Below are 14,332 nucleotides of genomic sequence, written 5' to 3' on the forward strand. Positions count from 1 at the left end.
AAAAACGGCGATTATCCGCGCGCGGACCACGTTTGCCCTTGGTGCCACCCGGCACAAACCCCTTGATCCGCTCCTACTGATCATCCCATAGCGCATCCCGCCATTCATGGGAAAACAATGCACCATCAAAACCCGGGATCAAACAGCTAGGACATGCTTCGCCCGGAAACACCCTAACGTGACTGCTCCGCCGCAGGCGATCGAACTTGCTCTCCCATGACCGGCGCCTGCCTGACTTCGGTGAGGTAGTTGAGCGTCAGCGATACCCAGATGATGCCGTAGAGCAGCATGAAGCAGCTCGAGTTGAAGCCGAGCCAGTCAAGGATCACCCCGAACGTGATCGGCAGCAGGAAGCCGCCCAAGCCGCCCGCCATGCCGACGACGCCGGATACCGCTCCCATGCTGTCGGGAAAGTCGTCGCCGATGTATTTGAACGTCGAGGCCATGCCGCAGGCAAAGGCGATGCCCAGCATGAAGAGAAGCATAGTGAAGAACCACGACGGCAGTGCGATGCTGAAACTCAGCGGATCGCGGACCGTGTGCACGATCAGATCGGTCTTGGGATAGGACAGCAGAAACAGGCAGACCCAGGCAACCCACAGCACCCACCAGGTGACGTTATGGGCGCCGAAGCGATCCGACAGCCAGCCGCCCAAGGCGCGAAAGGCGCCGCCGGGAAGCGAGAAGCACGCCGCCAGCAGTGACGCCTGCGCGATGGTGAAACCGTACTCGGTCTTGAAGTATTGCGGCATCCAGATCGACAGCGCGGTGAAACCGCCGAACACGATCGAATAGTACTGGCAATACTTCCAGACGCGGGGATCGCGCAGCACCGACAATTGTCGCCACATCGACGGCACCTGGCTGCCCACGCCGGGATCGCGCGCGGACAGCGCCCAAAAGAGAAGCGCGGTGACTAACAACCCGACGGCATAGACCTTGGGCACCATCTGCCAGCCATAGGCCTCTATGAGCCAGGGAGATACGAACATGTTCAGGGCAGCGCCGATCGTGCCGGCGCCGAAAAAACCCATCGCGAAGCCCCGGCGTTCCCTGGGAAAGAAGCGCGCGACATAGGGCGTGCCGACCGAAAAGGACGCGCCGACGAGACCCAGCGCCAGCCCGAGCAGCAGGAACTGCCAGAGCGTGGTCGCATAGGCGGATAGCCACACCGGGACCGCGCAGCCGACCAGCAGCAGCAGCATGATGATCCGTCCGCCGAAGCGGTCGGTCCAGATACCCAGCGGTAAGCGAAACAATGCGCCGGTGAGGACGGGCGTTGCCGTGAGCAGACCGAATTCCGTCGAACCGAGCCCAAGCTGTTCGCGGATCGGAATACCGATCACGCCGAACATCATCCAGACAGCGAAGCAAACGGTGAAGGCCCAGGTAGTGATGAGCAGGACGGTGAGGTTGCCGGATCTCGCCATGTTGTTCGCCCCGATGCTGACTCGCAATCGACCGAGGGATTTGGCTGTTCCTGCCTTTCCCGCCCGGCTCGCGACCGTGTCACATCATAAGCAGGCCCGTGAATCTGTATAGACGCCGAGGGCGATGTCTGGAGGTTGTGCGTCGCAAAATGGGAACGCTGCGTCGGGCCCGGTCCGGGCCGAGGCTGCCGACTCTGCCCCAGCAAGCCGCGCGGATCGATCCTGCGTCGACCGGAACTATCCGGCCGCCACGCCCAGTTCCTGGCGTTGTCGGGCGGAGTGCCCCTCCGTCATCCGCTCGGCCTGAACGACCGCAAGCGTCAGCACGACAATCGCGACGCCTTGATGAACCAGCGCGAGCACGATGGGAACCTCGTAAAGGAGGGTCAGGATGCCAAGCGTCGCCTGTAACGTCATCGCGAGCGCGAGCCAAAGCGCTCCGCGAACAATGGCGGGGTTCGCGCGCGACACGAGAGCATCGATCAGATGGAGAACGGCAACCGCAAACAGCGCATATGCCATCATGCGATGCTGGAACTGAACCGTGAGCGTGTTGTCGAACAGATTGCGCCACCATGGCTGCTCGAAGAACAGCCGATCCGCGGACGGAATGAACGATCCGTCGATGTCCGGCCAGGTGTTGAAGACGCGCCCTGCCCGCAGCCCGGCGACCAACGCTCCAAAATAAAGCTGCACGAACACCAGCACTAGCAGAACGCTGCCGGTTACCCGCAATCGAATTGACGCCAGCGTCGGCGGCCGATCCGATAGCCGTCGCAAGGTCCAGACGATCGCCGTGAAAATCAGCAGCGCCAGCACCAGATGCGTCGCCAGACGATACTGCGACACCTCGGTGCGCTCGGTAAGACCGGACGCGACCATCCACCAGCCGACCGCCCCCTGAAGGCCCCCCAGACCGAAAATGATCCAGAGCCGCCGCTTCAGATCCGACGGCAGCGCGCCGCGCCACATGAACCAGAGGAACGGCAACAGGAAGGCGATGCCGATGAAGCGTCCGAGCAGGCGATGGCTCCACTCCCACCAGAAGATGGTCTTGAACTGATCGAGCGTCATGCCCGCGTTCATCTCGCGGTACTGCGGAATTTCCTTGTACCCCTCGAAGGCCTTAGCCCACTCATCCTGCGAGAGCGGAGGCAGCGAGCCGGTCACGGGTTTCCACTCGACGATCGAAAGGCCGGATTCGGTCAGCCGCGTCGCTCCGCCGACCAGCACCATGGCGGCAATCAGCAGCGCCATGAACACCAGCCACCAGCGCACGGCGCGCAGATGGGATTGCTTTTGTGCGATCGGACGGGTCATCAAAAAAGCCGCGGTTGAAGGTATTTTTCGTGCTCTTTATAGTCCACCGCAGCCCCGGCGCAAGCCTCCGTCTCAGTCGCGAGTTTCATATTAAGGTATGCGGATACGTACTCGAAAGTTCCTCGGCACGATCGCCCTTCTCGTGCTGGTCGTCGTCTGGTCATTGCTCGGCATGACCATCGCCCAAACGCCATGGCTCGCGGATTCTCGTCTTTACCAGGCGATCTTCTATGTTGTCGCCGGGCTCGGCTGGGTCTTGCCGGCGATGCCGATCGTGAGCTGGATGGCGAAACCCGACGCTTGAAGCGGGCTTTCCTTCGCAAACCGCCGCCTCGTCACCGGAATGCTGCCGTTACTGTTTATTGATGTTTCTTGTGCGAAGGTCCTCCTGACCAAAAACAAAAGAGAACATAACAGGCTCGGAAATGACCATGGCGGCTCTGATCGAAAGTCCGACCGTGAAGGCACAGGAACGATCAGGCGGAGGGCGCATCGCGCATCTCGAAATCCTTCAGGATTTACGCGAAGCCGAGCCAATCTGGCGGAACCTGGAAGCATCGCAGTTTTCGACGCCCTATCAGCGATTCGACCTCCTGTCCGCCTGGCAACGGCACGTCGGAACCAGCGAACAGCTTCAGCCCGGTATTATCGTCGCCTTCGACGCCCAGCGGCAGCCGCTTCTGCTGTTCCCGCTCGCAATCGGCACGGAAAGCGGCGTCCGTGTCGCACGCTTCATGGGCGGCAAGCATACGACCTTCAACATGGCGCTCTGGCGGCAGGAATTCGCGGCCTCCGCGACGCGTGCGGATCTTGACGCGCTGGTTCAGGGAATCGGCGCGCTTCCGGCCCGAATCGACGTGCTTGCGTTCACGCAGCAGCCGCGGCACTGGCGCGATCAACAAAATCCAATGACGCTCCTGCCGAGCCAGCCCTCAGCCAACAACTGTCCGTTGATGATATTATCGCCGGGCGCACCGCCGTCGGAGCGCATCAGCAACTCGTTTCGACGCCGGCTCAAGGGCAAGGAACGCAAGCTCCAGGCGCTGCCCGGCTATCGTTATTGCGTGGCCTCGACGGAGGCCGAGATCAAGCGGATGTGTGATGCGTTCTTCGCGATCAAGCCGCTGCGGATGGCCGCACAGAAGCTGCCGAACGTGTTCGCCGAGGCGGGCGTCGAGGATTTCCTGCGCACGGCTTGCCTGACACCGCTGACAGGTGGCGGGCACGCCATCAAAATCCATGGTCTCGAATGCGATGCCGAGGTGATCGCGATCTTCGCCGGCGTGGCGGACGGGCACCGCTTCTCGATGATGTTCAACACCTACACGATGTCGGAAAGCGCCCGCTATAGTCCTGGCCTGATCCTGATGCGCGATATCATCGATCATTATGCGGAGAGCGGCTACACCTCGCTCGACCTCGGGATCGGATCGGACGACTACAAGCGCCTGTTCTGCAAAAGCGACGAGCCCATCTTCGACAGCTACCTGCCACTCACCACGCGCGGCAGAATGGCCGCCATCGGCATGTCGTCGCTGGCCCGCGCCAAACGCCTGGTGAAGCAGACGCCGGCGCTGAAGCGGACGGCCGAGATACTGCGCGGGATGCTGCAGCGCTGACCGCCCCCGCGCGGGCGAACCGTCAAGCCGCCTCGCGAGGATCGATCTGCATATCCGGGCGGATCGATGCCGGATCGAGCATCGTCACTGTCGTAAAGCCGATAGCCTTGAGCTGGCTGCTCATCCGCATCCGCGCATCCGCGTTCATCGACGGGTCGGGAACGACGATCGCGCGCGCCTGCTCCGTCAGGATCTTCGCCGGCAGGTCGGTGGCGGTGCCCGCGACAAGCAGCACATGATCATAGACACGCAGAAGAGCATCGAGCGCAATCGCAAGGCGCGGTGATTGCAGCAGCGAGCGATCGGCGTCAGAACGTCCGGCGCCGACAAGATGGAGCGGCGAGAGCCGATCGCGGGTGATCACCTGTCCGAAAGACGCCTCGCCCAGCATCAGGTCGGCCAGTCCCGCCGCCGCCGGATCAACCGAAGTCGCCGTCAGCGCCGCTGACGACGGCGATAGATCGACGAGCACAACCTGGGCGCCATCGGTCAACAGGCGCGCCAGCGCGAGCGCCGCGAGCATGATGCTCTCGTTCTGGCCCGTGCCCATGATCGTGATCTTGTGCGCCGCTTTGCCCGCCGCGCGCAGCTCATCCGCGAGATGAACGACGTCGGCCAGGTCCGCCGCCGCCGGCGCGGGATCAACGCGAAACCCACGCATCCCCGACGCGGCGGGCTGAATGGCAGCCAGACTCCGCGGCGACGTGATGCGCAGCAATTCGCCGGTCACGATCGTGCCGGTCGTCAGCATCAGGGTCGCCAGCGTCGCGATCAGGACGACGGGCAGCTTCTTCGGATAGGCCGGCGTGTTCGAGACAATCGCGCGCGAGATGATGCGGCCATCGGACGGCGCCGCATCGATGTTCTCACGCGTGGTAGCTTCTCGGTATTTTGCGAGATAGGATTCCAGCAGATCGCGCTGTGCCCTGGCTTCGCGCTCCAGCGCTCGCAGCTTGACGTCGTCGCCATTGGAGGATGTCGCCAGCTTCTTCAACTGTTCGAGATTGTTGCTAAGACTTTCAACCCGGCCGCTGGCGATGCGGGCGTCGTTTTCCAGCGATCGCGAGATCTTGCCCGCCTCCTCGCGCAACTGACGATCGAGGTCTGCGAGCTGGGCCTTCAGTTCCCTGATCCGGGGGTGCCGGTCGAGCAGGGTCGACGACTGTTCCGCCAGTTGCGCACGCAACGTCACGCGCTGTTCGGAAAGACGGCGGATCAATTCCGAATTGAGAACTTCAGAGGCTTCGATCGGCTTGCCGGTCTGAAGCATTCCGCGGATCAGCCGCGCTTTCGATTCCGCATCGGACTTGAGCGCGCGCGCGTTGTTCAGTTGAGTATTGATTTCACCCAGTTGCTGGTTCGACAGCGACGTGTTGTTGATGCCGATGAAAAGGCTGGATTTCGACCGGAATTCCTCTACCCGTGACTCGGCGTCGGCGACCTTCTTGCGCAGGTTATCGATTTCTCCGGACAACCATTGACCCGCGGCCTTCGCCTGCTCCTGACGCGCGTTGAGTTGCAGGACAAGATAACCGTCCGCGATCGAATTGGCGATGGAAGCGGCGAGTTCCGGATCGCCCGACTGGAATTCAATGACGATCACGCGGGATTTTTCGACGGCGTAAGCGGTCAGCCGGTCGTAGTAGGCTTCCAGCACGCGCTCCTCGGGCGTCATCCGAAGCGGGTCGCGGCCGATTCCGAATAACGCGAGCAGCGACTTAAGCGGCGATACGCCACTCAACACCGGGTCGAATTCCGGATTCTCCGCGAGATTGTTCTTTTTTATGACCTCGCGGGCAAGATCGCGTGACAGCACCAGCTGAACCTGGCTGGCGACAGCTTCCGGATCGACCACGTTGCGCTCGTCGTTGCGCTCGCCACTCGGACGTAAGAAAACGTTCTCTCGTCCGTCGATCAGGATGCGGGCTTCGGACTTGTATCTGGGTGTGATCAGATTGACGATAAGAAGCGAAAGCGCGAAGGCGAGAATTGTCGGAATGATGATAAAGCGCTTCTTGCGCAGCAGCACCCGTCCGATGGAGCGCAGATCGATGTCACCGAGTTCGGGATTCGGGAGAACCTCGGACACCGCAGGAACTGGCGCAGGCGCAGGTGTTACTATCGACTCGGACTTAGTCTCCGGATCCGACATCGTCTTCTTGCCGGCACGCCAGAACGCAAACCGCATTGCTTACTCCCGCTCAACGCATCGTAGCACTTTCGGGTGAACTTGACATTCGCGCGTTGAACCCGAGGCAAACGCCGGAGCCTTGAATGAAACCGTTCAGCCGAACGGGATGATTACAGCCGATTATAGTTGCTGCGGGGTTAACCCCCGCGCCAGCCGGAAAAGCAGCCGGTGCGGCGCGACACCTTCGATTACGGTTTATTAACCACAAAAGCCTTTAATGGATTTGATATTTTCATGGATGCCTGATGCGAAACCTACCCGCCGTCACCTTGGGCCTGCTGACCGCGCTGGCGTTGTCGGGATGCATGCAGCACCCGGCTCCGGCGGTGATGGCTCGTCCGCATAACGATCTCGATGCGATGGCCTATGCGGGACCGAAGGCGCCCGCGCCGGTCCCGCGCCGCCGCGGCCTGTGGCACACGCCGGCCTTCACCAGCACCGCGACGCCTGTTGTCTACGCCGCCGCACCGCCGCCGCCCGTCATGCACGACCCCGCCTATCGGCTCGATGCAGGCGACCGGCTGCGCATCGTGGTCTACGGCCAGGAGGGCCTCACCAACACCTATCTGGTCGACGCCGGCGGCAGCATCACCATGCCGCTGATCGGCGCCGTCACCGCGCGCGGCCGCACGCCGGCTGAACTGTCCGCCTCCATCGCCGCCCGGCTGCGCAACGGCTATATCCGCCAGCCTTACGTCGCAGCCGAAGTCGAAGCCTACCGGCCGTTCTTCATTCTCGGCGAGGTGGCAGCTCCCGGCCAGTATCCGTTCGTGCCCAACATGACGGTCGAAAGCGCCGTCGCCATCGCCGGCGGATTCTCGCCGCGCGCCAGACGCGACAGCGTCATCGTCACTCACACCGACGGCGGCGGAACCGTCCGCCTCATGCTACCACCCGCCGCGCCGCTCAGCCCCGGCGATACCATCGTCGTCGACGAACGATGGTTCTGAGACATGACGGCACCGCCCGATCAACCGCTCCGTATTCTTCACGCCGTGCGCGCGCCGGTCGGCGGGATCATCCGGCATATTCTTGATGTCGCAAACGGACAGGCCGAGCGCGGACATCTCGTCGGCATCGTCGCCGACAGCCTCACCGGCGGCGAACGTGCGGCCGCGGCTTTCGCGGAAATCGCTCCGCGAATGAAACTCGGCATCCACCGCATTCCGATCCGCCGGAACCCTCACCTAAGCGACCTGTTTGCGTGGATGCGGTTCGCCGCGCTGGTCGGGAAGCTGAAGCCGCAGGTCCTTCACGGGCACGGCGCCAAGGCCGGCACCTTCGTGCGGCTCAAGGTCTCATCGAAAGACAGTATCCGCGTCTACACACCTCACGGCGGATCCTTGCACTTCCCGCTGACGACAATGAAGGGCATGTTCTACAGCCGCCTCGAACGCGCGCTGATGAACCGCACCGACCTCTTCCTGTTCGAGAGCGCGTTCGCGCGAAATACCTATCAGCGGATCGTCGGTAGCCCGGCCGGGATCGTAAAATGCGTCTTCAACGGCGTGACGGCGGGTGAATTCGATCCCGTTCCGCTCGCCGGCGATGCCACCGACGTCGTCTATGTCGGCGAGTTCAGGCACATCAAGGGCGCCGATCTTCTGATCGACGCGGTGGCGCGATTGCGGGAAGGCGGTCGGCATCTCACGCTCACGCTCGCGGGCGACGGCGAGGAAACAGGAGCGCTGAAAGCCCAGGTCCAGCGCCTCAGCCTTGGAGAGAGCGTCCGCTTCATCGGGCACGTCAAGGCGCGCCACGGATTCTCGAAAGGCCGGTTGCTCGTCGTGCCGTCGCGCGGCGACTCCATGCCATATGTCGTGATCGAAGCGGCGGCGGCGGGTGTTCCCATGATCGCGGCGAACGTCGGCGGCATCCCGGAAATTTTCGACCAGCACACCGACGCGTTGTTCGTTTCCGGTAACGTCACGGCTCTGGCTGACGCCATCGCGGCCGCGTTGGATGACCCTGCGGCGGTAGCCACGCGCGCAAAATCGCTGCGCGAGCGCATTCTCATGCATTTCTCGCAGACGGCGATGGTCGAAGGCGTCATGGCGGGCTATCGCGAGACGTTTGCACGAAGTTAACCATTTTTGAAATGCCGGGAGTTGCGCGAAACCAAATCTTCCCGATTTAGACCTTAAGTCGAACTGAAAACGCCCCTGGTGATGCGGCGCGATGTGGACTTGAGGACATGGACCCTATCAACGCTCGCTCAAGAACTGATGCGGCGGCGAGCAGCAGCCCCGTGGTGCCCGTTGAGCGTCGCCGACGGCTGTCGCCCGCAGCGCTTGCCGTCACCAACCAAAAGGTACAACCGGCCTATTCGCCCGTCGTCATCATGGGCATCGTCCGTGCCGCGGACTTCCTGCTGCTGAGCCTGGTCGGCGTCGCGCTTTACCTCGGATACGTTGCCCGCATCGACGGGCTTAGCTTGAGCTACATCGCGGCGATCCTTGCGGTATCCGCCAGCGCGGTCGTGTGTTTCCAGGCTGCGGACATTTATGACATCCAGGTTTTCCGCGGCCAGTTGCGGCAGATGACTCGGATGATTTCATCCTGGGCGTTCGTTTTCCTGCTGTTCATTTGCGTCTCGTTCTTCGTCAAGCTCGGCAATTCCGTCTCGCGGCTGTGGCTGGCGTCATTCTTCTTTGTTGGTCTGGCCGGTCTCATTGCCGGGCGGGTGCTGCTGCGCGCGATGATCCGCCGCTGGGCGCGGGACGGCCGGCTGGAACGCCGCACCGTTATCATTGGCTCGGACAAGAACGGAGAGAACCTTATCAATGCGTTGAAAGCGCAGGAGGACTCCGACATCGAAATTCTCGGCGTGTTCGATGACCGCAACGACTCCCGCGCGCTCGACACCTGCGCCGGAACTCCCAAGCTCGGCAAGGTCGACGACGTGCTCGAATTCGCGCGGCGTACCCGGCTCGATCTCGTGCTGTTCGCGCTTCCGATCTCGGCGGAAACGCGGATCCTCTCGATGTTGAAGAAGCTGTGGGTGCTCCCGGTCGATATTCGGTTGTCGGCGCATACCAACCAGTTGCGCTTTCGTCCCCGCGCCTATTCCTATCTCGGCGAAGTTCCCACGATTGACGTCGTCGAAGCCCCGATCACCGACTGGGATCTGGTGATGAAATGGCTGTTCGACAGGATCTTCGGCGGTGTCATTCTGCTGCTCGCCTCGCCGGTGATGGCGCTGGTCGCGCTCGCGATCAAGCTCGATAGTCCGGGTCCCGTGCTGTTTCGCCAGAAACGGTTCGGCTTCAACAATGAGCGCATCGAAGTCTTCAAATTCCGCTCGCTGTTTCACGATCAGGCCGATCCCATGGCCGCGAAGGTCGTGACCAAGAACGACAGTCGTGTCACGCGGGTCGGACGATTCATCCGCAAAACCAGCCTCGACGAACTGCCGCAGCTCATCAACGTCGTCTTCAAGGGTAACCTCTCCCTCGTTGGGCCACGTCCTCACGCCGTGCAGGGCAAACTGCAAACCCGGCTGTTCGATGAAGCGGTCGACGGCTATTTCGCACGTCACCGCGTCAAGCCGGGCATCACGGGCTGGGCGCAGATCAATGGCTGGCGGGGCGAGATCGACAACGAGGAAAAGATCCAGAAGCGTGTCGAGTTCGACCTTTACTACATCGAGAACTGGTCGGTGCTGTTCGATCTTTATATCCTGTTCAGGACGCCGCTGGCGTTGCTGAAATCCGAAAACGCTTACTGATCCGGCCTGGGGCGTTGAGACTGCGAGAGTGTAATGGCGTATCCCGCAGCAGTTGACAGCTGGCTCCGGCCATCGACGCAGGCGCCGGGCATCGCCGCGCTCCAGCGCGCGCTGCTGTGGGCGGTGGGAGCCGGCGGCGCGATCGTCTACATCGAGCCCAGCCCCTATGAGTTTGCGACGCTGGCGGCAATCGTCGTGTTCTTCGCGACCGGCTTGCGAATGCGGCTCGCGTTCCTGCCCCTGCTCCTGCTGCTGTTTCTCATCAACATCGGCTACACGATCAGCGCCGTGCACCTGATGGACAAGAGCCAGATCGTGAACTGGATCATGACCTCGTGGTACATGGCGGTGACGGTCATTTTCTTCGCGATGGTGTTCTCGGAAGATACCGAGGCGCGGCTTGACCTGATGCGACGGGGCCTGATCGTCGGAGCCGTCATCGCGTCAGCGGCCGGCGTCGCCGGCTATTTTCACCTGGTGCCCGGCTATGACGTGCTGACGCTTTATGGCCGCGCGCGGGGAACCTTCAAGGACCCGAACGTGCTCTCCGCCTTTCTGATCCTGCCCGGATTGTTCGTGCTGCAAAGCGTCGTCACGGATCGGTTCGGAAAGGCTTTTCGCAGCGCACTCGCACTCGGGATCATCAGTCTTGCCGTGCTGCTGGCGTTTTCGCGCGCGGCCTGGGGCCAGTTCGTGCTCACGTCGGCTTTCATGCTGGTCCTGATGTTCCTGACCAGCCCGTCAGGGAAACAACGGTCGCGGCTGGTTCTCACCGCCGTGATCGCAGCCGCAGCGATCGCACTGCTGCTGGCCATCCTGCTATCGCTCGATTCGGTCGAAAGCCTGTTCAAGGAACGAGCGAGTTTTGACCAGAGCTACGACGGAGGCCGCTTTGGCCGCTTCGGCCGACACATCCTCGGCTTTCAGATGGCGCTGGAACAGCCGCTCGGGATCGGGCCGCTACAGTTCACGCGGTTCTTTCCGGAAGATACCCACAACTCGTATCTGAACGCCTTCATGTCGGGCGGATGGATTTCCGGAATTTGCTATCCCGTACTGATCTTCACCACCGTGACCCTGGGCTTTCGTTACATTTTCGTGCGCGTTCCCTGGCAGCGCACCTATCTGGCAATCTTCGCGGCTTTTCTGGGCACCGTCGGCGAGAGCTTCATCATCGACACCGATCACTGGCGCCATTTCTGGCTGATGCTCGGCATGATGTGGGGTATGTTCGCGGCAACCCACCAGTACAGGGCCGACCTGCGGCACGCTCCGGCTCAGCCGGCGCGGCGAGAAAGCCATTTGCGCGGTTAGAGCGTTTCGAGCGAAGCGTGTCCTCGGGCTCGACCAGAGGATGGATACCGGTTCACGCAAAGAAAGCGCGTCAAGATCAAACCTGCAGCTTTCGCTTCTGGTTCAATAAAAGCGAAGATGCTCTATGCCTCGATCGTGAACGTCAGCCCCGCGTGGTCGGTGAGACGCTTGATCAGCGCGTCCTTCATCGCGGCGCCGGGCGTCCAGAAACCGCCGGCGACGTCCGGCGTGTCGCGACGCAGGCAGATCGCGCATTCAGTGATCATCCTGGAAGTCGATCCGTAGCCGGGATCGCGATCACCGGTCACGATCGCCTTCAACTGCCGTCCGTCGGAACCAATGCCGAGGAAGAGAAGATCGTAATGCCCGCTCTCGCGCTCCTCCTTCGACGGTCCCTCGCCTGGTTTGGGCCCGCCCTGCGCGCCGAGCTTGTTGTTGGCGGCGATGATCGCCTTCGCGGTCGCCTCGCCCGTCTCCTTCGGCCCCGCGACCACCATCTCGTCATAGACGAAATCCTGGCCGTAAGGGAACCCGAGCAGGAAGTTCGACCGATGCACATTGCGGGTGTTGATGTTCGCCATCACGAACGGCGCCACCCACATCCCGAGATCCTCGTCGAACAACGGCTTGTTGCCCGGCGGCTGCCTAGGCCCTTCAAACCCGGGGGTCAGTACGAAGGGATCGCGCAATTTGGGTAACAGACCTGGGTCGTTGGCGGCCGCGGAAAAGATCGCCTTCATGCTGGCGGCGGTGCCGCCGGAAAACGTACCCTTCATCTTGCGCACGCGGCCCTTGACCCGAGAGAGGGTCGATCCGAACCTGTCCTTTGCGGCTTGCTGAAGAAAGAACACGCCGAGTTCGAACGGAAGCGAATCGTAGCCGCAGGAAAACACGATCCGCGCGCCGCTCCTGCGCGCCTCCGCCTGGTGCGCGTCGATCATCTGCCGCATCCATATCGGCTCGCCGCAGAGGTCAAGATAGTCCGTGCCACTCGCCGCGCAGACGGCAACAAGATCGGAGCCGTAGAGTTGATAAGGTCCAACGGTGCTCAGCACCGAGGCCGTCCGTTCGGCCATGGCCCTGAGCGACGCTGGATTTCCAGCGTCCGCGGCGATCAGCGGGAGATCGCGCGGCGCGCCGATGGCCTCGCGCACCGACGCCAGTCTATCGAGATCGCGTCCCGCGATGGCCCACTTCAGGTCGCCGTCACCATATCTGGCGGCAAGGTATTCCGCGACCAGCCGGCCGGTGAACCCGCTGGCGCCATAGACAACGATATCGAACTCCGCTGGCGACGATGTCATGACCTTCCCGAGAATGTCCTGCTGAGAGTCCTTCACCGTTTCACGGAGAAACGGACTCTATCACTTTGATCTGGCGAACTTCCTTCACGCAAGCCGGACTCGCTTCTTGAACCCGCGATAGAACGCGATCCTGAAGGGCGTGAACCCGGTTTCGTATGAGATCATGCTCGATGGTGATTCGAGCGAGAGCATGTCATCGAGCGGTGTAACCCGAGAATGGATGCTGCCTCGCGTGAAGAAAACGTTGTAAATAATGGTCGGAGCGAGAGGATTTGAACCTCCGACCCCTAGTCTCCCAGACTAGTGCGCTAACCGGGCTGCGCTACGCTCCGAGCCGTTACGGCCCCGTTTCCATTATAGCGTTTTCAAACGAAGCGATACGGGTTCCTGCAAAGAAAATGCATCAGGCGAAAACTACGGTTCGCTATCACGAAACGCCTCGTCCAGCAGTTGCTTGCACGCGACAAGCTCAGCCAACACATCCTTCAATTTCGTAAGATCGATCGCGGTAGCCCCCACTCCCGGGATCGCACCACTGTCCGGGCCGGACCAGAGCACCTCGTCGAGGTCGTGCCGCAGCGGCCGATGCGTGCCCGGCTCCCGCTCGCGAGGTGAATTGTCACCGTCATCCTCATCGTCCTCCGTGTCCTCGGCGGTCTCGTAGTCAGAATCGTCCTCATCGATTTCGTCGAGCGTGTTGCGAATGTCGTCCTCGATCGCGCCGAAAGCCGCGGCGGACGATCCCTCGGTCAGGCCCTGGACCGATTTGATGCCGTGCTCTTTCAGAATCCGTTGCACGCCGCGGATGGTGTAACCCTCGCTGTATAACAGATGGCGAATGCCGCGGAGTAGATCGACGTCGTCCGGACGATAGTAGCGCCGGCCACCGCTGCGCTTCATCGGCTTGATCTGCGAAAACCGGGTCTCCCAGAACCGCAGGACATGCTGAGGAATATCGAGATCGGTGGCGACCTCGCTAATCGTCCGAAAAGCATCCGGTGCCTTGTCCAAATGCCCGCTCCTCTACCAATCGTGCGCCGAACGCCGGATTAGTCGGTTTTTGCGCCGGAGCCGTTGTTGTTGATCCGCTGCTTCAGAATAGCCGACGGCTTGAAAACCATCACGCGACGCGGAGAGATCGGCACCTCGGTGCCGGTCTTGGGATTACGGCCGATACGCTGGCCTTTCTTGCGCACCATGAACGATCCGAAGGATGATAACTTCACCGTCTCGCCCTTCTCCAGGCAGTCGGTGATCTCCTTCAGAACGAGTTCTACAAACGCGGACGACTCGGTGCGCGACAGTCCTACTTTTTTGTAGACGGCTTCGCAGAGATCGACGCGAGTAACTGTTTTTCCGGTTCCGGTCATCGCCTGCCCCAAGCTCCCGGCAACAATTTGTAACTGAAATTAAGAGTTTAACGGCCC

The 14,332-nt window shown here is 61.7% G+C and carries 12 protein-coding genes and 1 tRNA gene; 6 read left to right on the forward strand and 7 right to left on the reverse strand.

Annotated features, from left to right (window positions below):
• Window positions 1–173: 173 nt before the first annotated feature.
• Entirely contained in the window at window positions 174–1,430 is a 1,257-nt protein-coding gene (locus tag NWI01_RS06970) for an MFS transporter (RefSeq protein ID WP_141383182.1), read from the reverse strand.
• A 237-nt stretch (window positions 1,431–1,667) separates the two neighbouring features.
• Window positions 1,668–2,750, reverse strand: coding sequence for a COX15/CtaA family protein (locus NWI01_RS06975; RefSeq protein ID WP_141383183.1), 1,083 nt, complete (start codon window positions 2,748–2,750; stop codon window positions 1,668–1,670).
• A gap of 97 nt (window positions 2,751–2,847) precedes the next feature.
• Between NWI01_RS06975 and NWI01_RS06980 the strand changes: the two genes are divergently transcribed.
• Window positions 2,848–3,054, forward strand: a complete 207-nt coding sequence (locus NWI01_RS06980) for a DUF2842 domain-containing protein (protein ID WP_011314687.1) — start codon at window positions 2,848–2,850, stop codon at window positions 3,052–3,054.
• A 121-nt stretch (window positions 3,055–3,175) separates the two neighbouring features.
• Window positions 3,176–4,369 carry a GNAT family N-acetyltransferase gene (locus tag NWI01_RS06985; RefSeq protein WP_141383184.1) on the forward strand — a complete coding sequence of 398 codons (1,194 nt, stop codon included), beginning with the start codon at window positions 3,176–3,178 and terminating at the stop codon, window positions 4,367–4,369.
• Between the two features lie 22 nt (window positions 4,370–4,391).
• Here NWI01_RS06985 and NWI01_RS06990 read toward each other — a convergent pair whose 3' ends face one another.
• Window positions 4,392–6,557 (reverse strand): GumC family protein, encoded by a 2,166-nt coding sequence (locus tag NWI01_RS06990; protein ID WP_141383185.1) that lies wholly within the window; start codon window positions 6,555–6,557, stop codon window positions 4,392–4,394.
• A gap of 248 nt (window positions 6,558–6,805) precedes the next feature.
• Between NWI01_RS06990 and NWI01_RS06995 the strand changes: the two genes are divergently transcribed.
• The 4 genes from NWI01_RS06995 to NWI01_RS07010 all read left to right on the forward strand — a co-directional run bounded on the left by NWI01_RS06995 (window position 6,806) and on the right by NWI01_RS07010 (window position 11,601).
• Window positions 6,806–7,510, forward strand: a complete 705-nt coding sequence (locus NWI01_RS06995; RefSeq protein WP_141383186.1) for a polysaccharide biosynthesis/export family protein — start codon at window positions 6,806–6,808, stop codon at window positions 7,508–7,510.
• 3 nt (window positions 7,511–7,513) lie between these two features.
• Window positions 7,514–8,647: a glycosyltransferase gene (locus tag NWI01_RS07000; RefSeq protein ID WP_141383187.1), complete on the forward strand. Its 1,134-nt coding sequence runs from the start codon at window positions 7,514–7,516 to the stop codon at window positions 8,645–8,647.
• Between the two features lie 107 nt (window positions 8,648–8,754).
• Window positions 8,755–10,287: an undecaprenyl-phosphate glucose phosphotransferase gene (locus tag NWI01_RS07005; RefSeq protein WP_141383188.1), complete on the forward strand. Its 1,533-nt coding sequence runs from the start codon at window positions 8,755–8,757 to the stop codon at window positions 10,285–10,287.
• Between the two features lie 33 nt (window positions 10,288–10,320).
• Window positions 10,321–11,601, forward strand: a complete 1,281-nt coding sequence (locus NWI01_RS07010; RefSeq protein WP_141383189.1) for an O-antigen ligase family protein — start codon at window positions 10,321–10,323, stop codon at window positions 11,599–11,601.
• A gap of 122 nt (window positions 11,602–11,723) precedes the next feature.
• On the opposite strand, the gene NWI01_RS07015 is transcribed toward NWI01_RS07010, so the two are convergent.
• From NWI01_RS07015 to NWI01_RS07030, 4 genes are all read right to left on the reverse strand, one after another.
• Entirely contained in the window at window positions 11,724–12,905 is a 1,182-nt protein-coding gene (locus tag NWI01_RS07015; RefSeq protein ID WP_141383190.1) for a saccharopine dehydrogenase family protein, read from the reverse strand.
• A 254-nt stretch (window positions 12,906–13,159) separates the two neighbouring features.
• Window positions 13,160–13,237, reverse strand: a tRNA-Pro gene (locus tag NWI01_RS07020).
• A gap of 82 nt (window positions 13,238–13,319) precedes the next feature.
• On the reverse strand, window positions 13,320–13,916 hold the full coding sequence (locus NWI01_RS07025) for a MerR family transcriptional regulator (protein WP_141383191.1): 597 nt from the start codon (window positions 13,914–13,916) through the stop codon (window positions 13,320–13,322).
• Window positions 13,917–13,954: 38 nt separating this feature from the next.
• Complete coding sequence (locus tag NWI01_RS07030; protein WP_141383192.1) at window positions 13,955–14,275, reverse strand: integration host factor subunit alpha; 321 nt, start codon at window positions 14,273–14,275, stop codon at window positions 13,955–13,957.
• Between the last annotated feature and the right edge of the window lie 57 nt (window positions 14,276–14,332).

Source organism: Nitrobacter winogradskyi (assembly GCF_006539545.1).
Taxonomy (GTDB): Bacteria; Pseudomonadota; Alphaproteobacteria; order Rhizobiales; family Xanthobacteraceae; genus Nitrobacter; species Nitrobacter winogradskyi_A.